The 19,441-nt window shown below is 76.4% G+C and carries 21 protein-coding genes; 10 read left to right on the top strand and 11 right to left on the bottom strand.

Features of this window, described 5'->3' with window-relative positions; genetic code table 11:
- Positions 1 to 57: 57 nt before the first annotated feature.
- A complete protein-coding gene (locus tag JIG38_RS13560; protein WP_199424349.1) occupies positions 58 to 990 on the bottom strand; it encodes a DUF6910 family protein in 933 nt (310 codons plus the stop codon).
- Positions 991 to 1,103: 113 nt separating this feature from the next.
- Between JIG38_RS13560 and JIG38_RS13555 the strand changes: the two genes are divergently transcribed.
- Together JIG38_RS13555 and JIG38_RS21075 are read left to right on the top strand one after the other, a co-directional pair.
- The gene (locus tag JIG38_RS13555; protein WP_307844927.1) at positions 1,104 to 1,859 is read left to right on the top strand and encodes a response regulator; all 756 of its coding nucleotides are present in this window, start codon (positions 1,104 to 1,106) and stop codon (positions 1,857 to 1,859) included.
- Between the two features lie 25 nt (positions 1,860 to 1,884).
- Positions 1,885 to 3,813: a PAS domain S-box protein gene (locus JIG38_RS21075; protein WP_199424348.1), complete on the top strand. Its 1,929-nt coding sequence runs from the start codon at positions 1,885 to 1,887 to the stop codon at positions 3,811 to 3,813.
- 55 nt (positions 3,814 to 3,868) lie between these two features.
- Here the strand turns inward: JIG38_RS21075 and JIG38_RS13545 are convergent, their stop codons facing one another.
- Entirely contained in the window at positions 3,869 to 4,714 is an 846-nt protein-coding gene (locus tag JIG38_RS13545; RefSeq protein ID WP_199424347.1) for a hypothetical protein, read from the bottom strand.
- A gap of 326 nt (positions 4,715 to 5,040) precedes the next feature.
- Here JIG38_RS13545 and JIG38_RS13540 point away from each other — a divergent pair, with 326 nt between their 5' ends.
- Positions 5,041 to 5,805, top strand: coding sequence for a DUF1206 domain-containing protein (locus tag JIG38_RS13540; protein ID WP_199424346.1), 765 nt, complete (start codon positions 5,041 to 5,043; stop codon positions 5,803 to 5,805).
- A gap of 9 nt (positions 5,806 to 5,814) precedes the next feature.
- Here JIG38_RS13540 and JIG38_RS13535 read toward each other — a convergent pair whose 3' ends face one another.
- From JIG38_RS13535 to JIG38_RS13525, 3 genes are all read right to left on the bottom strand, one after another.
- Positions 5,815 to 6,552, bottom strand: a complete 738-nt coding sequence (locus JIG38_RS13535) for a phosphatase PAP2 family protein (protein WP_199424345.1) — start codon at positions 6,550 to 6,552, stop codon at positions 5,815 to 5,817.
- A complete protein-coding gene (locus JIG38_RS13530) occupies positions 6,549 to 7,316 on the bottom strand; it encodes a phosphatase PAP2 family protein (RefSeq protein ID WP_307844925.1) in 768 nt (255 codons plus the stop codon). Before JIG38_RS13530 ends, JIG38_RS13535 begins: the two co-directional genes overlap by 4 nt.
- Before the next feature lie 112 nt (positions 7,317 to 7,428).
- The gene (locus JIG38_RS13525) at positions 7,429 to 7,626 is read right to left on the bottom strand and encodes a hypothetical protein (RefSeq protein ID WP_199424344.1); all 198 of its coding nucleotides are present in this window, start codon (positions 7,624 to 7,626) and stop codon (positions 7,429 to 7,431) included.
- A gap of 182 nt (positions 7,627 to 7,808) precedes the next feature.
- Between JIG38_RS13525 and JIG38_RS21070 the strand changes: the two genes are divergently transcribed.
- Positions 7,809 to 9,971, top strand: a complete 2,163-nt coding sequence (locus JIG38_RS21070) for an ATP-dependent metallopeptidase FtsH/Yme1/Tma family protein (protein WP_199424343.1) — start codon at positions 7,809 to 7,811, stop codon at positions 9,969 to 9,971.
- 480 nt (positions 9,972 to 10,451) lie between these two features.
- Here the strand turns inward: JIG38_RS21070 and JIG38_RS13515 are convergent, their stop codons facing one another.
- Both JIG38_RS13515 and JIG38_RS13510 read right to left on the bottom strand, forming a co-directional pair.
- Positions 10,452 to 10,850 (bottom strand): DoxX family protein, encoded by a 399-nt coding sequence (locus tag JIG38_RS13515; protein ID WP_199424342.1) that lies wholly within the window; start codon positions 10,848 to 10,850, stop codon positions 10,452 to 10,454.
- Positions 10,851 to 10,983: 133 nt separating this feature from the next.
- Complete coding sequence (locus JIG38_RS13510; protein WP_199424341.1) at positions 10,984 to 11,748, bottom strand: endonuclease/exonuclease/phosphatase family protein; 765 nt, start codon at positions 11,746 to 11,748, stop codon at positions 10,984 to 10,986.
- A 58-nt stretch (positions 11,749 to 11,806) separates the two neighbouring features.
- Between JIG38_RS13510 and JIG38_RS13505 the strand changes: the two genes are divergently transcribed.
- The gene (locus tag JIG38_RS13505; RefSeq protein WP_199424340.1) at positions 11,807 to 12,367 is read left to right on the top strand and encodes a nucleotidyltransferase family protein; all 561 of its coding nucleotides are present in this window, start codon (positions 11,807 to 11,809) and stop codon (positions 12,365 to 12,367) included.
- A 30-nt stretch (positions 12,368 to 12,397) separates the two neighbouring features.
- Here JIG38_RS13505 and JIG38_RS13500 read toward each other — a convergent pair whose 3' ends face one another.
- Positions 12,398 to 12,778 (bottom strand): glyoxalase superfamily protein, encoded by a 381-nt coding sequence (locus JIG38_RS13500; protein ID WP_199424339.1) that lies wholly within the window; start codon positions 12,776 to 12,778, stop codon positions 12,398 to 12,400.
- Positions 12,779 to 12,916: 138 nt separating this feature from the next.
- Between JIG38_RS13500 and JIG38_RS13495 the strand changes: the two genes are divergently transcribed.
- Entirely contained in the window at positions 12,917 to 14,422 is a 1,506-nt protein-coding gene (locus JIG38_RS13495; RefSeq protein WP_199424338.1) for an AAA family ATPase, read from the top strand.
- Between the two features lie 12 nt (positions 14,423 to 14,434).
- On the opposite strand, the gene JIG38_RS13490 is transcribed toward JIG38_RS13495, so the two are convergent.
- Complete coding sequence (locus JIG38_RS13490; protein ID WP_199424337.1) at positions 14,435 to 14,899, bottom strand: MarR family winged helix-turn-helix transcriptional regulator; 465 nt, start codon at positions 14,897 to 14,899, stop codon at positions 14,435 to 14,437.
- A 101-nt stretch (positions 14,900 to 15,000) separates the two neighbouring features.
- On the opposite strand from JIG38_RS13490, the gene JIG38_RS13485 reads away from it, so the two are divergent.
- From JIG38_RS13485 to JIG38_RS13475, 3 genes are all read left to right on the top strand, one after another.
- A complete protein-coding gene (locus tag JIG38_RS13485; RefSeq protein WP_199424336.1) occupies positions 15,001 to 15,855 on the top strand; it encodes an alpha/beta fold hydrolase in 855 nt (284 codons plus the stop codon).
- Positions 15,856 to 15,992: 137 nt separating this feature from the next.
- A complete protein-coding gene (locus JIG38_RS13480; RefSeq protein WP_199424335.1) occupies positions 15,993 to 16,421 on the top strand; it encodes a PLD nuclease N-terminal domain-containing protein in 429 nt (142 codons plus the stop codon).
- Between the two features lie 55 nt (positions 16,422 to 16,476).
- The gene (locus tag JIG38_RS13475; RefSeq protein ID WP_199424334.1) at positions 16,477 to 17,427 is read left to right on the top strand and encodes a 5'-3' exonuclease; all 951 of its coding nucleotides are present in this window, start codon (positions 16,477 to 16,479) and stop codon (positions 17,425 to 17,427) included.
- Positions 17,428 to 17,517: 90 nt separating this feature from the next.
- On the opposite strand, the gene JIG38_RS13470 is transcribed toward JIG38_RS13475, so the two are convergent.
- Positions 17,518 to 18,042, bottom strand: a complete 525-nt coding sequence (locus tag JIG38_RS13470) for a flavodoxin family protein (protein ID WP_199424333.1) — start codon at positions 18,040 to 18,042, stop codon at positions 17,518 to 17,520.
- Between the two features lie 106 nt (positions 18,043 to 18,148).
- Here JIG38_RS13470 and JIG38_RS13465 point away from each other — a divergent pair, with 106 nt between their 5' ends.
- Positions 18,149 to 18,694, top strand: coding sequence for a DUF1697 domain-containing protein (locus tag JIG38_RS13465; protein WP_199424332.1), 546 nt, complete (start codon positions 18,149 to 18,151; stop codon positions 18,692 to 18,694).
- Here JIG38_RS13465 and JIG38_RS13460 read toward each other — a convergent pair.
- Positions 18,683 to 19,408 carry a M50 family metallopeptidase gene (locus tag JIG38_RS13460; protein ID WP_199424331.1) on the bottom strand — a complete coding sequence of 242 codons (726 nt, stop codon included), beginning with the start codon at positions 19,406 to 19,408 and terminating at the stop codon, positions 18,683 to 18,685. The genes JIG38_RS13465 and JIG38_RS13460 overlap by 12 nt on opposite strands.
- Between the last annotated feature and the right edge of the window lie 33 nt (positions 19,409 to 19,441).

Genomic DNA, 19,441 nt, shown 5'->3' with positions numbered 1-19,441 from the left:
GATCCGGCGCGCGGGCCCCGGGTCCGCTTCCAGAACCGCCCGCCCGGCGCGGCGCGGTCACCAACGCGCGCGCAGCGTGACCGCGAGCGAGGGGGCCGTGGCGTCGTCGGCGTCGAGGGTCGCGAGCAGGCGGACGTCGCCGGGCGCGTCCTGGGAGACGATCGCGAGGCCCTCGACCTTCGGGACGCCGCCCTCGACGTGGGGGAGCGGCGCGGTGTGCTCGACCGCGAGGTCGTCGAGCACCGCGAGCACCGAGCCCACGACCGGACCGTCCTCGCGCGGGTCGGGCGTGTCCTCGGCGGCCGCGCTGACGAGAACCCGGCCGTCGGCGAGCGTGACCGCGTCGGTGACCGCGAGGCCGACCCCGCGCGCCTCGCCCAGGTCGTACCGGTGGACCGCCTCGAACCGGACCGCGCCCGGGTCGACGTCGCCCGCGAGCACGCGCAGCAGCGTGTCGAGGCGGACGTCCACGGCCGCCGTCGGGACGCCCGCCGCCGGGGAGCCGCGCTGGAACCAGCGCACCGTGCCGCCGAGGACGCACGCGCCCTCGAGGTTGACCCGGTCCTCCGGCTCGCCGAGCGCGTGCGCCACCGCGGCGTACAGCGGCGCGAGGTCCGCGACGGCGACGTCGGGCGCGTCCCCGCAGGACGCCCTGCCGAGGCGGCACGCGCGCATCCGCGCGGGCGACGAGCCCGAGCCCAGCAGCACGACGTCGGCCGTGCCGGGGACGCTGAAGGCCGCCTCGAGGTCGGGCTTGAGGCGCTTGGTCCCGGCCGACTCCTCGAACGTGTCGTGCCCCTCGACGGCGGGCAGCACGCGCACCCGCCGCACGGGCGCCCGGCCGTCGGGGTGGGACACCCAGGCGGCGTGGGTCGCGTCGTCCTGCACGACGAGCCAGCCCGCGTCGAACGGCACCACGGCGGACGCGGCCCGGACGGGCGCGCCGTCCGCGAAACGCAGCGGCACGACACCCTCGACCTCGATCTGCACGCGTCCTCCCGGGGCCGCCGTCACGGCCGCGCTGACCACGGTAGGGGCGCCGCCCGCCGCCCGCCCGCCGGAGCGGGGGCCGCCGCACGCGGCGAGGTCTACGATCCCGAGGCGTGACCGCTCGCGTGCTCCTCGTGGACGACGTCCCCGACCTGCGCCGCCTCGTCACGATCGAGCTCCGGCTGCGGGGCGGCTTCGAGGTCGTGGGCGAGGCGGGCGACGGCGACACCGCGGTCGCCCTCGCGCGCGACCTGCAGCCCGACCTCGTGGTGCTCGACCTCGGCCTGCCGCGGCTGCACGGCGGCGAGGTGCTCACGCTCGTGCGCGACGTCGCCCCGCACGCGAAGGTCGCCGTCTTCACGGGCCTCACGGACGCCGACGGCGAGGCGCTGCGCGGCCGCGTCGAGGGGTACGTGCCCAAGGACGCCGACGTCGCGGCGCTCGTGGACCTGCTCGTCGACCTCAGCCGCGACGAGGAGCGCGCCGCGGTGCTCGAGCTCGCGGGCGCGGACGCCGTCGCGCGCGCCCGCGACTTCCTCCGCTTCCACGCGTCGCGGTGGGGATGGGGCGGCGACCTCTACGAGGCCGAGCTCGTGCTGCGCGAGCTCGTGGTCAACGCGCTCGCGCGCGCGTCGTCGCCGCCGGTGCTGCGGCTCACGCTCACGAGCGACGGCCTGCGCATCGAGGTGGCCGACGACGCCCCGGGCACGCCCGAGCCGGGGCCCCTCGCCCGGGGCTGGAGCGGGCTCGCGTACGTCGCGCTCATCGCGCAGGGCTGGGGCGTGCTGCCGGCTCCCGGCACGACCGGCAAGGTCGTCTGGGCCCGGCTCACCCCGGGCACCGTCGCCGGCCCGCCCGCCGCGCGCTGAGACCGCAGGACGCACCGGAGGCGCCGTGAGCCCGCACACCATCGCCGTCGTCGACGACGCCCCCGAGGTGCGCGCGCTGCTGCGCACGCGCCTGCGGCTCACGGGCGTCCTCACGGTCGTCGCGGAGGGCGGCACGGGGTACGACGCCGTCGCGATCGCCGCCGAGCACCGCCCGGACCTCATGCTCCTGGACGCCTCCATGCCGGGGCTCGGCGGGCTCGACGCCATCGAGCAGGTGCGCGAGGCCTCGCCCGCGACGCGCGTCGTCCTCTACTCCGGGTTCTCCGAGGAGGGTCTGGAGAGCCGCGCGCTCGAGCTCGGCGCGGCCGCGTTCGTGCAGAAGTCCGACCGGGTGGACGAGGTCGTCGACGCGCTCACGGCGCTCACGGGCGAGGCGCCCGAGCCGCCGTCGGGCGGGGACGCGCGCGCGCCCGGGCCGGACGCGCCGCGCGGCGAGGAGCAGATCCTCGGCGAGCACGTCGAGCGCTTCCGCGCGGTCTTCGACCAGGCCGCCATCGGCATGGGGACGCTCACGCTGACCGGGCAGATCGTGCGCGCCAACGCGGCGCTCGTGCGCCTGCTCGACGCGACCGCCGAGAGCGCCGTCGGGCTCGCGCTGCTCGACGCCGTCCCCGCGGCCGACCGCGACGCCGTGACGTTCGCCCTCGCGACGGCGGTCCAGGAGAGCGTCGCGCGCGTCGAGCACCGGCTGGCGGGCACCGAGCGCCTGGTCACCTCGACGATCGCCGCGGTGCGCGACTCGCAGCAGCGGCCGCTCTACCTCCTGCTCCAGAGCCAGGACGTCACCGCGCAGCGGACCACCGAGCGTGCGCTCGTCGAGAGCGAGGAACGGTTCCGGCTGCTCGTCGAGAGCGTCACGGACTACGCGATCTTCATGCTCGACCCGGAGGGGCGGATCGCGAGCTGGAACCGCGGAGCCGAGCGGCTCAAGGGCTACACCGCGGACGAGATCCTCGGGCAGCACTTCCGCACCTTCTACACCGACGCCGCGCGCGCCTCGCGGCACCCGGAGTCCGAGCTCGCGGCCGCGACGCGCGACGGCCGCTACCAGGAGGAGGGCTGGCGCGTCCGCAAGGACGGCACCCTGTTCTGGGCGAACGTCGTCCTCACCGCGCTGCGGGACGCGCGGGGCGACCTCGTCGGCTTCGCCAAGGTGACGCGCGACGTCACGGCGCAGCGGCGCGCGTCGCTCGACCTCGAGCGGTCCGCGAGCGAGCTCGCGGACGCGAACTCGGACCTGTCCGCGGCGAACGTGCGGCTGGGCGCGGCGGCGGAGGAGCGCGCCCACGTCCTCGCCATCACGGCGCACGAGCTGCGCAGCCCCATCGCGGTGGTCGGTGGCGCGGCGAGCACCCTGGCGCGGCACTGGGCCCAGCTCGAGGACGCCAAGCGCGCCGACCTGCTCGCGTCCGTGGCGAGCAGCGCGGAGCAGATGCGTCGCATGCTCCACGAGCTGCTCCTCGCGGCACGGCTCGACGCGGGCGCGGTGCGGTCGGCGCGCGACGTCGTGCGCGTCCGGCCCGTGCTCGAGGACGCCGTCGCGCGCAGCCGCGCGGCCGAGCCGGGCGCCGGGGACGTCGAGGTGGACTGCGCCGACGACCTCGAGCTCCTGACCGACGCCGAGCAGCTCTGCCAGGTCGCCACGAACTACCTCACCAACGCCGCCCGGTACGGCGCGGCGCCCGTCGTGGTGCGCGCCGGCGTCGAGGAGGGCCGGCTCCAGGTGCTCGTCGAGGACCGCGGCCCGGGCGTGCCCGACGGAGTCGTCGGGCACCTGTTCGACGAGATGTTCCTGCGCGGCGGCAGCCGGCGGGGGACGGGCCTCGGGCTCTACATCGTCCAGCGGCTCGCGCACGCCCTGGGCGGCGAGGCCTGGTACGAGCGCGACGACGGGCTCACCCGGTTCGGCGTCACGCTGCCGCTCGGGCGCTGAGGAGCCGGGCGTCCCCTCAGCGCCCTCTGCAGGCGTCCGGTCAGCAGGCGTCCGGTCAGAAGTCGCCGCCGAAGTCGCCCCCGAAGTCGCCCCCGAAGTCCCCGCCGCCGAAGCCACCGCCGCCGAAGCCACCGCCGTCGAAGCCGCCGCCGTCGAAGCCGCCGCCGTCGAAGCCCCCACCGCCGACGTCCCCGCCGGCGTCCCCGCCGCCCGCGTCACCGCCGTCGGCGCCGGCGTCGCCCCCGGCGTCCGCGCCGGCGTCGCCCTCCGCGCCGCCGGCGTCGGCCGCGAACGCGTCGCTGCCGAGGTCGCCGAACGCGGGCCCGAACATGGCGTTCGCGATCGCCGAGCCGACGACGACGCCCGCGACCGTCCCGAGCAGGCTGCCGCCGATCATCGTGCCGAGGCCGGGGCCGCCGTAGCCCTGACCCGCGGGCCCCCCGCCGTACCCGCCGCCCGCGGGCGCGCCGCCGAAGGTCCGCTCGAGCGTGCCCGGCTGACGCACCTCGGTGCGCGTCGCCATGCGGGCGAGGCCCGCGGGGTCGTCCCCGAGGCGCTCGGACGGCGGGACGTGCTGCGCGAGCTGCTGCAGCACCTGGCGACGCTGGTCCGGGGTGAGCTGCGCGAACGCCTCGGCGTGCGCCTGCTCGATGCCCTCGGGCGGCGCCGTCGCGAGCAGGTAGCGGTAGCGCTCGACGGCGCGCTGGTCGGGGGTGCGCGGACCCGTGCCCGCGGGGCCGTCCTGCGGCGGCGCGCCGTACGGGGACGCGCCGTACGACGGCGTGCCGTAGCCGCCGTCGGCAGGCGGCTGTCCGTACGGCGTCGAGGGGGTGCGGCCGTACGCGTCCTGGCGGTCCGCGGGGTCCGGCTCGCGGCCGAGCAGTCGGTCGAGGAAACCCATGGTCGCTCCTGGGGGATCGGTCGTGCGCCGCCGTCGTGCCGGCGACCCGTCACGTCCGTCCTACGCGACCCCGGCCCCCTCCGCCACCCCACCCGGCCCCCGCCGTCGGCGTCCCGCGGCGCCTTCTGGAAGCGGATCGTCGTTCGGCGCGCTGGATCGCTTCCAGAACCGCGGGTCCGGTGCGGCGCAGCGCGTGCGGAACGGTCCGCTCGCTGCCACAGTTCGCCCAGAGGGCGGCGCGACGGACGGGTGGAGACGATGGACGGCAGGCGCAGCACGGTCGAGGGCACGGGACGGGCGGCCGCCCGGGCCGGGACGGTCGGGCGATGACCGCGCGCAGCGGTGCCGTCGCGGCCGGCAACAGCCGGGTCGTCGAGCAGGGCGCGCGCCTCGGGTACGCGGCCAGCGGCGTCCTGCACCTGCTGCTCGCCTGGGTCGCGGTCCAGCTCGCGTGGTCGGGCTACGGCGGCTCGGCCGACCAGGGCGGCGCGCTCGGGCTCCTCGCGGGCTCCGCGATCGGCGCGGTCCTGCTCTGGCTGTGCGTCGTGGGGTTCGGGCTGCTCGCGATCTGGCAGGTCACCGAGGCCGTCGCGGGACGCGAGACCTCCGAGCGCGTGAAGAGCATCGGGCGCGCCGTCGTCTACGCGGCGCTCGCCCTGACGACCGTCGGGGTCCTGCGCGGCTCCGGCGGCGGCGGGGGGGCGAGCACCACGGCAGGCCTCATGACGTCGACCGGGGGCCGCCTGCTCGTGGGTGCGGTGGGGCTCGTCGTCGTCGGCGTGGGGGTCCACCACGTCGTCAAGGGCTGGCGCCGGACGTTCCTCCGGGACCTGCGGCAGCACCCGGGGACGTGGACCGAGCGCGCGGGGCGCGTCGGCTACATCGCCAAGGGAGTCGCGCTCCTGCTCGTCGGGGGCCTCGTCGTCGCGGCCGCCGCGGGTGCGGCGAGCCAGGCGACGCCCGGGCTCGACCCGGCGCTGCGCACGCTGCTCGCGCTCCCCGCCGGGCCCGTGCTCCTCACGCTCGTGGGCCTGGGCTTCGCCGCCTACGGCATCTACTCGTTCGCCCGCGCACGCCACGCGCGGCTCTGAGGGCCGGCGTCAGACGACGTCGGCCGGGCGGGGCGCGGCCGCGCGCTCGTCGCCCTCGTCCGGGCGGGCGTCGTCGCGGCGCAGGTAGCGCCACGCGAGCCAGCAGCAGACGATCCCGTTGAGCACGCCGACGAGGACGTCGGACAGCTGGTGCATCCCCCGGTACAGCCGCGAGTAGGCCACGAGGGCGGGGACGAGGAAGCAGAGCGTCGTCGCGCCCCAGCGCAGCGCGGGGTTCGTGATCCGCTGCGCGAGCAGCGCGAGCGTGAGGTAGAAGGCGGTCGACGCGCCCGTGTGGCCGGACGGGAAGCTCGACGTCGGCGGCGCGTGGTCGAGCTGGTCGACGTCGGGCCGCGAGCGGCCGACCAGCGCCGACGACGTGACGAAGACCGCCGACTGCACGGACAGCGCGATGCCGGGCACGACCGCGAACCACCAGCGCCGGGTCCGCCACCAGATCAGCGCCATGGCGACGATGCCCGCGATGATGAGGAAGTGCGTCCCGCCGATGTTGGACCACACCTGCGTCGCCGTGTCGAGGAGGGGCGTGCGCGTCTCGACGAGGGCCTCGTTCACCGCGTCCTCGGCGGGGAGGTCGTCGAGCGGACCCGTGATGACCAGCCCAGCGCCGACGATGGCCGCCCACACGCCCGCGGCGGGCAGCAGGGTGCGTCGGCCGAGGTCGCGCCACGCGTCGCCCCGCGTGGGGGCGGAGACGTCCTCGCTGTAGCGGCCCGTGAACGTCATCGTGCGCCTCCGTCCGTCGGCCGCGGGAGGTCCGCGCCCGTCACCCGTGCGCCGTCGCGACCACCGACGTGGCCCGACCAGCCGATCCACGAACCCACCGCGACCGCGCCGCCGAGGAACGCGCCGGCCACGACGTCGGACGGGTAGTGCACGCCGAGCATCACGCGGTCGACCCCCGTGAGCACGACGGCGAGCGTCGCCACCGTCACGGCGACCGCGCGCCCGCGCCGCCCGAGGAGCGGCCACACGAGCGCCGTGAGCGCGACGGCCGCCGCCGTCGTGTTCATCGCGTGCCCGGACGGGAAGCTGTAGCCCGGCGCGTGGGCGACGGCGTCGTCCACGAGCGGACGCGAGCGCTGCACCGCGAGCTTGACGACGTTGCTCAGCCCCCAGGCGAGCAGCACGGTCGCGACGGCCCAGGCCGTGCGCGCGCGCAGGCCGTGGCGGCGCCACACCCAGACGGCGAGCAGCACCCCGGCGAGGTTGACCCACCGCGCCTGGAACGCCTCCTGCCAGGCGAGCAGCGCCGTGCGCAGCGCGGGCTCGGAGCGCGTGAGGTCGGTCGCCGCACGGATCGTGGCCTCGTCGACCTCGACGACGGCGGACGCCTCGGCGCGGACCGCCCACGCGAGCAGCGCGACCGGGACGGTGAGCGCGACGGCGGTCGCACCCGCCCGCAGGAGGTGCGGCGGCAGGCGGCGCGCAACCCCTCTGGTGGGGGTCGCCTGGCGCCCGGCGCCGGCGGGAGGGGGAGCGGCCGTCACGGGGGCAGGCTAGGGCCGTGGCGGCCCGGGCGCCTCAGGAGGGACCCCGTGCGCGACGGGCGTGGCCGGACGTGCCCGGCGAGCGTGCCCGACGAGCGTGCCGGCGGGCGGGTCAGGCGGAGACCAGCAGCTCCTGCGGCGCGAGGCGGCCGGTGGTCAGCGTCGTGACGGTGGCCTCCTCGGCCGCCAGGACGACGAGGGCCTCCAGCCCGTCCTCACCGACGACGAGCAGCGCGCGCGAGCCGCACGCGCAGAGGTGGTCGAGCTCGCCGTCGTCGAAGTACACGCAGACGTGGGTGCCGGTGCTCATGCCACGACGGTAGGCACACCCTCCGACACGACGGCGCGCGACATGCCGACGCGAGCGACATCCGCCCGCGAGCGCGCCCGGAGAGCCGACACGCCGGGGGACACGCCGGGCGGAGCCTCCCCGCCGGACGAAAACCACCCGGTCGCCTCACGTGCGCGGCGCTCGGATCCGATAAGGGACCTGTGACAGCGCAGAGCACCTCGACCTCGGTCCCCGCCGTCGCCGCACCGCCGGCGCCCCCGTCGACGGCGCCGCTCGTGCCGGCGCCGCAGACGAGCGCGCGGCGGCGTCCGGCCGGCGAGGCGAGCCCGCGGCTGCGCCCCGGTGCCACGGTGGGCACCGGCACCGGCGGCGGCACCGGCGCCGGCACCGAGGGCGCCGGGGCTCCGCAGCCGGCGCCCGGCCGCCCCGCGCGCGACCACGACGGCGTGCCCGCACCCGAGCCCGCCCCGGAGCGGCGCCCCGACGAGCCCGGTGACGCCCCGCGGCCCCCGCGTCGCTCGCCCGCGCCCGCCCTCCGCGCGCTGGGCGCCCGCGTCGCCGCACTCCTCACCGACGCCGACCCCGCCACCCCCTGGTGGCGCCGCCGCCGGGTGCTCGCCGCGGTCGCCGTCGTCGTCCTGCTCGCGTCCGGCGCGTGGGGCGTGCTCTCCGCGACCGCGGAGCCCGCGCCCGAGCGGATCGCCCTCACGGAGGCGCTCGCGCTCGTGGCCGAGGGGGACGTCACCGCGGCCACGGTCGACGACCGCGCGGCCGAGGTGGTCCTCGTGACGTCCGACGACGCCCTCCTCGCCGCCGACTTCCCGGCCGACTACGCCGACGAGCTGACCCAGACCCTCGTCGACGCGGGCGTCCCGCTCGACGCCGAGGCGGGCGAGCGCGGCGCCGCGGCCGACCTCGCGTCGCGCCTGCTGCCCGTGCTGATCATCGTGGGCGTCCTGCTCCTGGTGCTTCGCGGGCTCAACCCGCAGGGCGCGCTGGGCGGCCGCCCCCGCAAGGCGCTCGCCTCGGGCGAGATCCCGGCGGTGACCTTCGCCGACGTCGCCGGCGCGGACGAGGCGGTCGACCAGCTCAGCGAGATGGTGCAGTTCCTGCGTGAGCCGGAGCGGTTCGAGGCCGTCGGCGCGACCCGGCCGCGCGGCGCGCTGCTCGTCGGCCCGCCCGGGACGGGCAAGACCCTCCTCGCGCGCGCCGTCGCCGGCGAGGCGCAGGTGCCGTTCTTCGCGCTGGCGGGCTCGGACTTCGTCGAGTCGTTCGTCGGCGTGGGCGCGCGGCGCGTCCGGGACCTCTTCGCCGAGGCGCGCAAGGCCGAGCGCGCGATCATCTTCATCGACGAGATCGACGCCGTCGGGCGGGCGCGCGGGGGTGCGTCCGGGAACGGCGGCGACGGCGAGCGCGAGAACACGCTCATCTCGCTGCTCAACGAGATGGACGGCTTCGTCGGCTCGCACATCATCGTGCTCGCCGCGACCAACCGCGCCGACACGCTCGACCCGGCGCTGACCCGCCCGGGCCGCCTCGACCGCCAGGTGCAGGTGCCCAACCCCGATCGGCGCGGCCGGACCCTGATCCTCCAGGTCCACGCGCGCTCGCGGCCCGTGGCCGACGACGTCGACCTCGTGCAGATCGCGCGGCAGACGCCCGGCATGTCCGGCGCCGACCTCGCGCAGGTCGTCAACGAGGCGTGCATGGAGGCCGCGCGGCAGGGCCAGGACGTGGTGGACGCCGCGTGCTTCCAGGCCGCCGTCGCGACCGTCGCGATGGGCCGCGCGCGCACGTCGGCGCTGGTCACCGAGTACGACCGCATGATCACCGCGTGGCACGAGGCCGGGCACACGCTCGCCGCGGCCCTGCTGCCCGACGCCGACGACCCGGTGTCGGTGACCATCGTCCCGCGCGGACCGGCGGGCGGCATCACGTGGATGAGCGGCAACGACGACGTCTTCCTCCCGCGGCGCAAGGCGCTCGCCCAGCTCGTCGTCGCGCTCGCCGGTCGGGCGGCCGAGGAGCGGCTGCTCGACGGCGAGTACACGCAGGGCGCGTCCGGCGACCTGCGCGGTGCGACCGACCTCGCGACGAAGATGGTCACGCAGTACGGCATGACCGACTTCGGCTACGCGCAGGTCGACGCCGAGACGATGCGCGTCGGCGGCCAGGTCGCGGCGCAGGCGCACGCGGCGGTCGACCGCCTGCTGCGCGACGCGCACGTCCAGGCCACCGAGCTGCTGACGGCGCACGCGCCCCTGCTCGAGGCCGTGGCGGCCGCGCTGCTCGTCGAGGAGACCCTCACCGCGCGGCGCGTCCGCGAGATCATCGCCGAGTTCGAGGCCGTCCCGGAGCCCTGACCGAGGCGTCCCGCGCGGCGCCGGCAAGCATGGTGCGACCGCGACGCCGCCGCGCCGCGACGGTCGCCGCCACGCCCCGACGCCGCTGCGCCACGACGGGTCGCCGCCACGCCCCGACGCCACCGCGCCGACGGGTCGTGCGGCGCACGGGGCGGACGGTCCAGGAGTGGTGCGCGGCGCGGCTCGTCCGCTCCCAGCAGCCCCACCAGCACCGTGCGCCGCACATCTCGTCCGGGAGGCCGACGAGGGGGGCGGAGGGCGGCGTGCGAGGCGCGCGTCCGGTCGGACCGCGCAGCGCCGGGCCTGCCAGCGTGGTTCTGGCAGGGATCCGGCCCTCCGACCGTCGCCCGGGATCCAGAACCGCGTGCCGCCGACGGCGACCGGCCGCTGCCCGCAGCGACCCGCTCGGACGGCGCGTCGGTTCTGGAACGGAGGCGACCCCTGAGTGTCGTCCGCGTTCCAGAACCGCTGTCGCCGGCCTCAGGCGGCGCGGCGGGCGACGCGGAGGGCCCAGAGGACCAGCGGAACCTGGAGCGGGAGCCGCAGCCACGCCACCGCGAGCGCCACCCGGCGCCGCGCCGTCCGCGGCCTGCGCGAGCGCTGCATCCGGACCGCCATCGTGACGTTCCCCGGGAGCACGACGGCGAACAGGGCGGCCGTCGCCAGCGCGCCGAGCCGTCGCGTGGCCGGCACCGTCACGGCCGCCGCGCACGCGAGCTCCGCGACGCCGCTGCCGAGGACCCACGGCCGGGGCGCGCCGAGTGCCCGGGGGATGAGCCCGTCGTAGAGCGCGGGCCGGACGAGGTGCGTCACGCCCGCGGCCGCGAGCAGGCCCACGAGCCCGGCCACCGACGCCGTCTCACGGCGGGACGTCGTCATCGCCGCCATCGTCTCGCCGCTCGCCGCCGTCATGTCGACGCGGCCTCACCGCGCGACGCCGTCTCGTGCGACGAGGTCGCGCGACGTGCCATGGCCGGCGAGCCGGCGCACAGCATGACGCCCCGGGTCCGGCTCACCGGCGGACCACGTCGACGACCAGTGCGCGGTGGTCCGACAGCCCCGTGTCGACCGACCGCCCCGGCCCCGCGGCGTGCAGCGGGCCGTCGACGAGGATGTGGTCGAGCTGCTCGGTGGGCTCGTGCAGGGGGAACGTCGGCGCGGTCGCGAGCGGCCGCCACCCGGAGATGCGCTCCGGCCGGTCGCCGTGGAGGTTGAGGTCGCCCATGACGACGACCGGCCGGGGCACCTCGCGCAGCAGGTGCACGAGCCGGCGCAGCTGGTGTGCGTTCCACCCGGGGATGAAGGTGAGGTGGGTCGCGACGACGGTGACCCGCCCGCCAGGAGCCTCGATGACCGCGCCGACGGCGGCGCGCGGCTCGTCGCGCACCATGACCGGCCGGCGCGCGCCCGGGAAGACGACCGGCACGGGGGCCCTGAGCGCCGGGAGCGCCATCGCGCGCCACGTCACCACGGGGTGGCGGCTCAGGAGGGCGATGCCGTAGCCGGCGACGCTCGGCTGCAGCTCGCCGGTGGCCGCGGACCACAGCTCGGGCGTCCCGGCGAGGGTCGCGACGAACCGGTGCTCGGGCGCGCCCATCGCCTCGGCCGCGACGGCGGTGAGGTCGGCGCCGTGCGACCGCGGCTGGTCGCGGTCGACCTCCTGGAGCGCGAGCACGTCCGCGTCGAGGTCGGCGACGGCGCGCGCGAACCGGTCGAGGTCGACGACGTCGTCGACCGGCGCGTGCCCGTGCAGGATGTTGAAGGTCGCGAGGCGCATCGACCTCGATCCTGCCGCTCGGGCTGCGCCTGCGCACCCGGTCGTGTACACCCGTGGCATGGTCGAACACGCCGGACGAGAGGCGCTCCAGGACGGGCTGCGCAAGACCGCGGTGGCGCTGGGCAAGGCGGAGATCCCCTACGCCCTGTGCGGCACCTACGCCGCCTGGGCGCGCGGCGCCCCCGAGCCCCTGCACGACGCCGACTTCGTGATCCGCGAGGAGGACGTCGACGTCGCGCGCAAGGCCCTGGAGGAGGCGGGCCTCGAGCTGCGCGACCCCGCCGAGGACTGGCTCTTCAAGGCGTACAACGACGGCCAGCTCGTCGACGTCCTCTTCCGCATGGTCGGCGAGCCCGTCCCGATGGACGTGTTCGAGCGGTGCGACGTGCTCGAGGTGCTCGCCGTGCGGATGCCCGTGCTCAGCGCGACCGACCTCATGTCCACGAAGCTGCGCGTGCTGCACGAGCACTACTGCGACTACGCGCGTCTGCTGCCGGTGGCCCGCGCGCTGCGCGAGCAGGTCGACTGGGACCTCGTGCGCCGCGAGTGCACGGACAACCCCTTCGCGTCGAACTTCCTCCACCTCCTGGCCGACCTCGAGATCATCGAGCGCCCCTGAGGCCCGGCGTCGCCGCTCCGACGCCGGCCGTCAGCCCTGACCCGACCGGTCGGGCAGCTGCTGCACGGCCCACCGGTTGCCGTCGGGGTCCGCGAAGCCCGTGAACCGGCCCCACGGGAGGTCCTCGACCGGCGGCGCGTCGACGCCCTGCGCGACGAGGTGCTCGCGCGCGGCGTCCGCGTCGTCGACGACGACCTGGAGCCCGCGCACCGAGCCGGGCGCGGCGTCGGTCAGCCCCGTCCCGATCGCGATCGAGCACGCCGACCCGCGTGGCGTGAGCTGGACGAAGCGCAGGTCGTCGCCGACCCGGTTGTCCTGGTCCGTGACGAAGCCGACCTGGTCGACGTAGAAGGCCTTGGCCCGGTCGACGTCGCTGACCGGGACGATCACGAGCTCGAGCCTGAAGTCCACCGGAACCCCCACCGGACGTGCCGCCGACCCGACGTCGGCGGCGGTGACCCATGGTGGCGCGCACCACCGACACGCCACCACCACCCCGCGAGGACCTCGGTGCCGGTTCCCGGTGGCCGCGCCCGCTAGCCTGCGCCCATGCCCCTGGTCGACGCCGCCGGGCAGCGCCGCGACCTGGGAGCGCTGCTGCGGAGCCGGATCCCGCTGGTCGTCATCGAGACGCGCGACGAGGACCGGGCGCGGGCCGCCGTCCTCGACCAGGCGCGTGCGTGCAACCCGCCGCTGCCGGTGTTCGAGTGGGCGGTCACCGAGGGCCTGCGCCGCACCGACGTCGACCTGGGCGGTGCCCAGCGCTTCCACCAGGGACCCGACGGCGTCCTGCAGTTCGTGCGCGAGGGCATGCGCGGGCTCTACGTGCTGCTCGACTTCCACCCGTACCTCAGCGAGCCCCTGACCGTCCGCCTGCTCAAGGACATCTGCCAGGCCGTCGACGAGGCGCCGCGCACGGTCGTCCTCATCAGCCACGAGGTCGCGCTGCCGCCCGAGCTCGAGCACCACGCGGCGCGGCTGCGGCTCGCGTTCCCCACCCGCGAGGAGCGGCGCGCGATCGTCGACGACGTCGCGCGCGAGTGGGCGGCCGCGAACGGGGCGTGGGTGCGCGCGGACGAGACGTCGATCGGCCTGCTCGTGGAGAACCTCGCCGGGCTCTCGGTGGCCGACACGCGCCGGCTCGCGCGTGCCGCGGTGCACGACGACGGCGCGATCACCGCGAGCGACGTGCCCGCCGTGATGCAGGCCAAGTACGAGCTGCTCTCGCGCGGCGGCGTGATGACCTTCGAGTACGAGACCGCGGCGCCGACCGACCTCGCGGGCCTGGGTCGGCTCACGGCGTGGCTCGCGCGCCGGCGTCCGGCCTTCGACGGGTCGGCGGCCGCGCTCGACCCGCCGCGCGGCGTGCTGCTGCTCGGCGTCCAGGGCTGCGGCAAGAGCCTCGCGGCCAAGGTCGCGGCGGGGATGTTCGGCGTCCCCCTGCTGCGCCTGGACCTCGGGGCCATCAACGACAAGTACCAGGGCGAGTCCGAGCGGCGCCTGCGCGAGAGCCTCGCGACCGCCGACGTCATGGCGCCGTGCGTCGTGTGGGTCGACGAGATCGAGAAGGGCCTCGCGACGTCCGACGGCGACACGGGCACGTCGCAGCGCGTGCTCGGCACGTTCCTCACGTGGCTGGCGGAGCACCGGTCACGCGTCTTCCTCGTCGCGACCGCGAACGACGTCTCGCGCCTGCCGCCCGAGCTGATGCGCAAGGGTCGCTTCGACGAGATCTTCTTCGTCGACCTGCCCGACGCCGCCACGCGCGCCCAGATCGTGCGCCTGCACGCGAACCGGCGCGGCGTCGCGCTCACCGACGAGGACGCCGTCGCGCTCGCCGCGCTGTGCCCGGGGTTCTCCGGCGCGGAGATCGAGCAGGCCGTCGTCTCCGCCGCCTACGCCGCGCACGCCGAGGCCGGCGGCGCGGCGCCGGCGGTCGAGGCGCGCCACGTCGCCGCCGAGCTGCGCGCGACGCGACCCCTGAGCGTCGTCATGGCGGAGCAGGTCGCGGCGCTGCGCGCGTGGGCGGCCGGGCGCACGGTCCCCGCCGCCTGACGTCCTGACGCCTCAGGCCCCCGCGAGCCGCGCGGCCTGCTCGCCGGCCGACGTCCGCACGCGCTCGAGCAGGCCACGCAGGCGCTCGGCGTCGTCGTCGGGCAGGCCGAACGCCGCGCCGATGGCGGGCGACACCCCACGGGCGCGCTCCTGCATCGCGCGGCCCTCGTCCGTGAGCGTCACGGTGACCGACCGCTCGTCCTCCGGGCGACGGCGGCGGACGACGAGGCCGCGCGCCTCGAGGCGCTTGAGCAGCGGCGAGACCGTCCCGTAGTCGAGGTCCAGCAGGTCGATCACCTCGCGCACCGTGAGCTCCTCGTGCTCCCAGAGCGCGACGAGCACGAGGTACTGCGGGTACGTGAGGTCGAGCGGGTCGAGGACGTGGCGGTACACCGACGTCACGAGGCGGGACGCCGCGTAGAGGTCGAAGCAGAGCATGTCCTCCAGGGGAAGGGGGAGTCCCTCGTCGGTGGCCATGGAATGAATCCTAGGCCACGGTGTTGACGTCTGCAATTGCATCGTGCACGATGCACTTGTGAGCGAGGCGATCGCCTCGCCGGACCGGAAGGACGAGGGACATGCCGTTCATCACCACCACCACCGCCGGGCAGGACGCCGCTGACGCCACCGTCGAGCTGTACTACGAGGACCACGGCACCGGGCAGCCCGTCGTGCTCATCCACGGCTACCCGCTCGACGGCTCGTCGTGGGAGAAGCAGACCGCGGCCCTGCTCGACGCCGGCTACCGCGTCGTCACCTACGACCGCCGCGGCTTCGGCCGCTCGACCAAGACCACGGTCGGCTACGACTACGACACGTTCGCGGCGGACCTCGACGCCGTCCTCACGACGCTCGACCTGCGCGACGTCGTCCTCGCCGGGTTCTCCATGGGCTCGGGCGAGGTCACGCGCTACCTCGGCCGCTACGGCGCCGACCGCGTCGCCAAGGCCGCGCTCCTCGGCGTCCTCGGCCCGTTCCTCCTGAAGACGGACGACAACCCGACGGGCGTCCCGCAGGACGTCTTCGACGGCATCGCCGCGACCGCGACGGCCGACCGCTTCGCGTGGTTCGACGCCTTCTACCAGGACTTCTACAACCTCGACGAGAACCTCGGCAGCCGGATCAGCGAGCAGGCCGTCCGCGCGAGCTGGACGACGGCGATCGGCTCGGCGCCCGCCGCCGCGGCCGGCGTCGTCCCGTCCTGGATCACGGACTTCCGCGAGGACGTCACGAAGGTCGGGGAGGCGGGCATCCCGCTGCTGATCCTGCACGGGACGGGCGACCGCATCCTGCCGATCGACGCCACGGCGCGGCCGCTGCGCGAGCGGCTGCCCGAGGCGACGTACGTCGAGATCGAGGGCGCGCCGCACGGCCTGCTCTGGACGCACGCCGACGAGGTCACGGCGGCGCTGCTGGAGTTCGTCCAGGCCTGACGGCACGGCGGACGGGAGGGGCGCGGCGCACGGGTGAACGTGCGCCACGCCCCTCCCGCGCGCCCGCCCGGCTGCCCTACCGTGTGGCCGACGTCCGCCGTCCGCGACGTCGCTCGTCGTCGGGCCTAGGGGGGACCGTGCTGCGCTTCCTGCCGTACATCGTGGAGCTCGCGCTCCTCGTCTTCTGCCTCATCGACTGCATCCAGACGCCGTCGGGCTCGGAGCGGAACCTCGGCAAGACCGCGTGGATCTTCGTCATCATCCTCATCCCCATCGCGGGCCCGGTCGCGTGGCTCGTCGCGGGGCGCCCCGCCAAGCAGCAGGCCAACCGCTCGGTGCCGTGGCCGTCGACGAAGACCGCCGGCTTCCCCGAGTACGAGCGCCCTGCGCCGCCGAAGGGGCCCGACGACGACCCCGAGTTCCTCGCCGGCGTCGAGCGCCGGGAGCGGGCCGAGCACGAGCGTCTGCTGCGGGACTGGGAGGCGCAGCTCCGCGAGCGCGAGCAGCGCCTGCGCCCCACGGGCGCCGAGGACGACGGCGAGGAGAAGCGCCCCGCGACCTCGTGAGGACCGGGGCGGAGCGCCCCTCGGCCGCGCCGGCGGCATCCCCTAGCGTGGCGCCATGACGGACCGCCGCCCGCTGCTGCTGCTCGACACCGCGTCGCTGTACTTCCGGGCGTTCTTCGGGGTGCCGGACTCCGTCAAGGCGCCGGACGGCACGCCCGTGAACGCCGTCCGCGGCCTGCTCGACATGACCGCGCGCCTCGTGACCGCCCGCCGGCCCGGGCGCCTCGTCGCGTGCTGGGACGACGACTGGCGGCCCGCCTTCCGGGTCGAGGCCATCCCCAGCTACAAGGCGCACCGGGTCGCCCCGACGAGTGCGCAGGGCGACGAGGAGGAGGTGCCCGACCTCCTCACGGCCCAGATCCCGGTCATCGTCGAGGTGCTCGAGGCGTTCGGCATCGCGCGCGTCGGGGCGCCGGGCTACGAGGCCGACGACGTCATCGGCACGCTCACGGCGCGTGAGACCGCGCGGCCGGCGGGGGAGCGGCACCCGGTCGAGGTGGTCACGGGGGACCGCGACCTCTTCCAGCTCGTCGACGACGCGCTCGGCGTGCGGGTCCTGTACACCTCGCGGGGCATCGGGGACCTGGACGTCGTCGACCAGGCGCGGCTGGCCGACAAGTACGACGTGCCCGACGGCCGCGCCTACGCCGAGATGGCCGTGCTCCGCGGCGACAGCAGCGACGGGCTGCCCGGCGTCGCGGGCATCGGCGAGAAGACGGCCGCCGCGCTGCTGCGCCGGTACGGGACGCTCGACGGCATCCTCGCGGCGCTCGACGCGCACGACGCCGGTCTCACGCAGGCCCAGCGCCGGCGCCTCACCGAGGGACTGGACTACCTCGCCGTCGCGCCGGGCGTCGTCAACGTCGCGCGGGACGCGCCCGTCGCGGAGCACGACGACGCGCTGCCGCGCACGCCCGCCGACCCCGACCGCCTCGTCGCGCTCGCCGAGCGGTGGGGGCTCACGTCGAGCGTGGCGCGCCTCGTGGACGCGCTGAGCGACGCCTGACGGGCGCCCGCCGGGCCGGACGACGTCGTCCAGCCCGGCGGTGCCCGTGCTCAGCAGTGCCCGTGTTAGGGGTGCCCGTGCCTCGGTGCCTCAGCGGTGCGCGGGCGCGGGGGCGAGCGTGCGGCCCCAGTCGCGGGCCGCGTCGAGCTCGCCGGGCTGGAGGCCCTCCGTCATGCCCTGCACCCAGAAGGAGCGGTGGTGCGTGACCGGGTGGCCGCCGAGGCGCTTGAGCCGCTTCTCCGCCGCGCCCGACGCCGAGCCGGGGAGGTTCGGCTTCGACACCTTGGTGTCGAAGGTCGCGACGTCCAGGCCGTGGGTCGGCAGCGTGAGGGTCTCGAGCCACTCGCGGACGCCGAGGCCCGACGAGATGACCGGGTTGCCCGTCTTGGTCGCGGCGTCGGCGCGCGTGCTCGCGCGGCTCAGGCCGAACGCGTGCGTCGGGGCGCCGACGACGAGGAGCGTCACGTCCTCCGGGACCCACCCGGGGTGCTCCGCGGCCCAGGCCGACACCTCCACGCACCGGACCGGGACGCTCTCCCCGAGGCCCTCGGCGACCGCCTCGGCCACGTCCCGGGTGCTGCCGAACATCGACTCGTAGACCACCAGCGCGCTCATGCGACCACGGTCGCCCCGACGTCACGACGGCCGCCAGGGGCCTTGGTCCCTGCCCCGCCCAGGCCGTCCGGTGCCCGCTGTCGGAGGGCCGCCCTACGGTGGGCGCATGACCCGGTACGCGGTGCTCCTGCGAGGCGTCAACGTCGGCGGCGTCACCGTGCGCTCGGCCGACCTCCGGGCCCTGCTGGCCGAGCTCCCGGTCACGGACGCCCGGACCTTGCTCGCGTCCGGCAACGTCGTGTGCCGGTACGACGGCGACGCGGGCGCGCTCAAGGTGCTCGTCGAGGGCGCGCTGCGTGAGCGGTTCGGCTACGACGCCTGGGTGGTCGTCCTCACGGCCGAGCGGCTGGCCGAGCTGATCGACGCGTGTCCCTACCCGCCGGACTCGGAGACGCTGCACACCTACGTCACCGTCACGTCGGACCCGGCGCGGCTCGACGAGCTCGACGTGTCGATCGCCGAGGCCGCCCCCGACGCCCCGCGAACGCGCCTCGGTCCCGAGGCGGCGGCGTGGCAGGCGCCGGTGGGTCGCACGCTCGACGACGCGCAGAGCAAGCTCGGCTCGAAGGCCCGCTACAAGCCGTGGATCACCGACCGCAACCTGCGCACGATGCTCAAGATCCGCGCGGCGCTCGAGGCGCTAGACGAGTGACGTGACGCGCGCGGCCAGGTCGGGGAGCAGCAGGCCGGCTCCGGCGGCGGCCGCGCCCACGGTGACGAGGACGAGGACGGCGACCCAGGCGCCAGCGGGGACGCGCGTGAGCCGCGCGAGCTGGTCGGGGTCGGACGTCCGGACGCCCGCGCGGCGGGTCGCGAGGAGCTCCAGCACCGCGCGCGGCGCACCGAGCAGCAGGAAGAACGTCAGGGTGAGGGCGACGGCGAACTGCTGCTCGGGCGCGAGCCACCAGGAGACGGCGAACACGCCCGCGCCGCACACGAGCACGACCCACAGCCCGAAGAGGTTGCGGATCTGCAGCAGGAGCAGCGCGAGCAGCAGCAGGACGCCCCAGAGCAGCGCCACCGCGCGCCCGGTCGAGAGCAGCGCCGCCGCACCCAGCCCGACGAGCGCCGGGCCCGTGTAGCCCGCGAGGAGCGTGACGACCATGCCCGGCCCGCGGGGGCGCCCGCGCGAGACGGTGAGCCCGGACGTGTCCGAGTGCAGCCGGATTCCCGTGAGCCGCCGTCCGCTCAGCACCGCGGCGACCGCGTGCCCGCCCTCGTGCGCGACCGTGACGAGGTGCCGCGTGACGCGCCACAGCCACGGCACGAGCACGAGCACGAGCGCGATCGCGGCGGTGGCGAGGACGACGGGTGCGGTGGGCAGCGGCTGCGCGGCCACGACGCGGGACCAGAGCTCGGCGATCACCGCGCCATCGTGCCAGCCGGCGGACGACGCCCC

This window comes from Actinotalea solisilvae, assembly GCF_016464425.1.
Lineage (GTDB): Bacteria > Actinomycetota > Actinomycetes > Actinomycetales > Cellulomonadaceae > Actinotalea > Actinotalea solisilvae.
This window is presented reverse-complemented; position numbering and strand designations above follow the sequence as displayed.

Coding starts and splice junctions, on each gene's coding strand:
- JIG38_RS13545 (WP_199424347.1), bottom strand. CDS start 4,714: ATGGGTTTCCTCGACCGACTGCTCGGCCGCGAGCCGGACCCCGCGGAC.
- JIG38_RS13540 (WP_199424346.1), top strand. CDS start 5,041: ATGACCGCGCGCAGCGGTGCCGTCGCGGCCGGCAACAGCCGGGTCGTC.
- JIG38_RS13535 (WP_199424345.1), bottom strand. CDS start 6,552: ATGACGTTCACGGGCCGCTACAGCGAGGACGTCTCCGCCCCCACGCGG.
- JIG38_RS13525 (WP_199424344.1), bottom strand. CDS start 7,626: ATGAGCACCGGCACCCACGTCTGCGTGTACTTCGACGACGGCGAGCTC.
- JIG38_RS13515 (WP_199424342.1), bottom strand. CDS start 10,850: ATGACGACGTCCCGCCGTGAGACGGCGTCGGTGGCCGGGCTCGTGGGC.
- JIG38_RS13510 (WP_199424341.1), bottom strand. CDS start 11,748: ATGCGCCTCGCGACCTTCAACATCCTGCACGGGCACGCGCCGGTCGAC.
- JIG38_RS13505 (WP_199424340.1), top strand. CDS start 11,807: ATGGTCGAACACGCCGGACGAGAGGCGCTCCAGGACGGGCTGCGCAAG.
- JIG38_RS13495 (WP_199424338.1), top strand. CDS start 12,917: ATGCCCCTGGTCGACGCCGCCGGGCAGCGCCGCGACCTGGGAGCGCTG.
- JIG38_RS13490 (WP_199424337.1), bottom strand. CDS start 14,899: ATGGCCACCGACGAGGGACTCCCCCTTCCCCTGGAGGACATGCTCTGC.
- JIG38_RS13485 (WP_199424336.1), top strand. CDS start 15,001: ATGCCGTTCATCACCACCACCACCGCCGGGCAGGACGCCGCTGACGCC.
- JIG38_RS13475 (WP_199424334.1), top strand. CDS start 16,477: ATGACGGACCGCCGCCCGCTGCTGCTGCTCGACACCGCGTCGCTGTAC.
- JIG38_RS13470 (WP_199424333.1), bottom strand. CDS start 18,042: ATGAGCGCGCTGGTGGTCTACGAGTCGATGTTCGGCAGCACCCGGGAC.
- JIG38_RS13465 (WP_199424332.1), top strand. CDS start 18,149: ATGACCCGGTACGCGGTGCTCCTGCGAGGCGTCAACGTCGGCGGCGTC.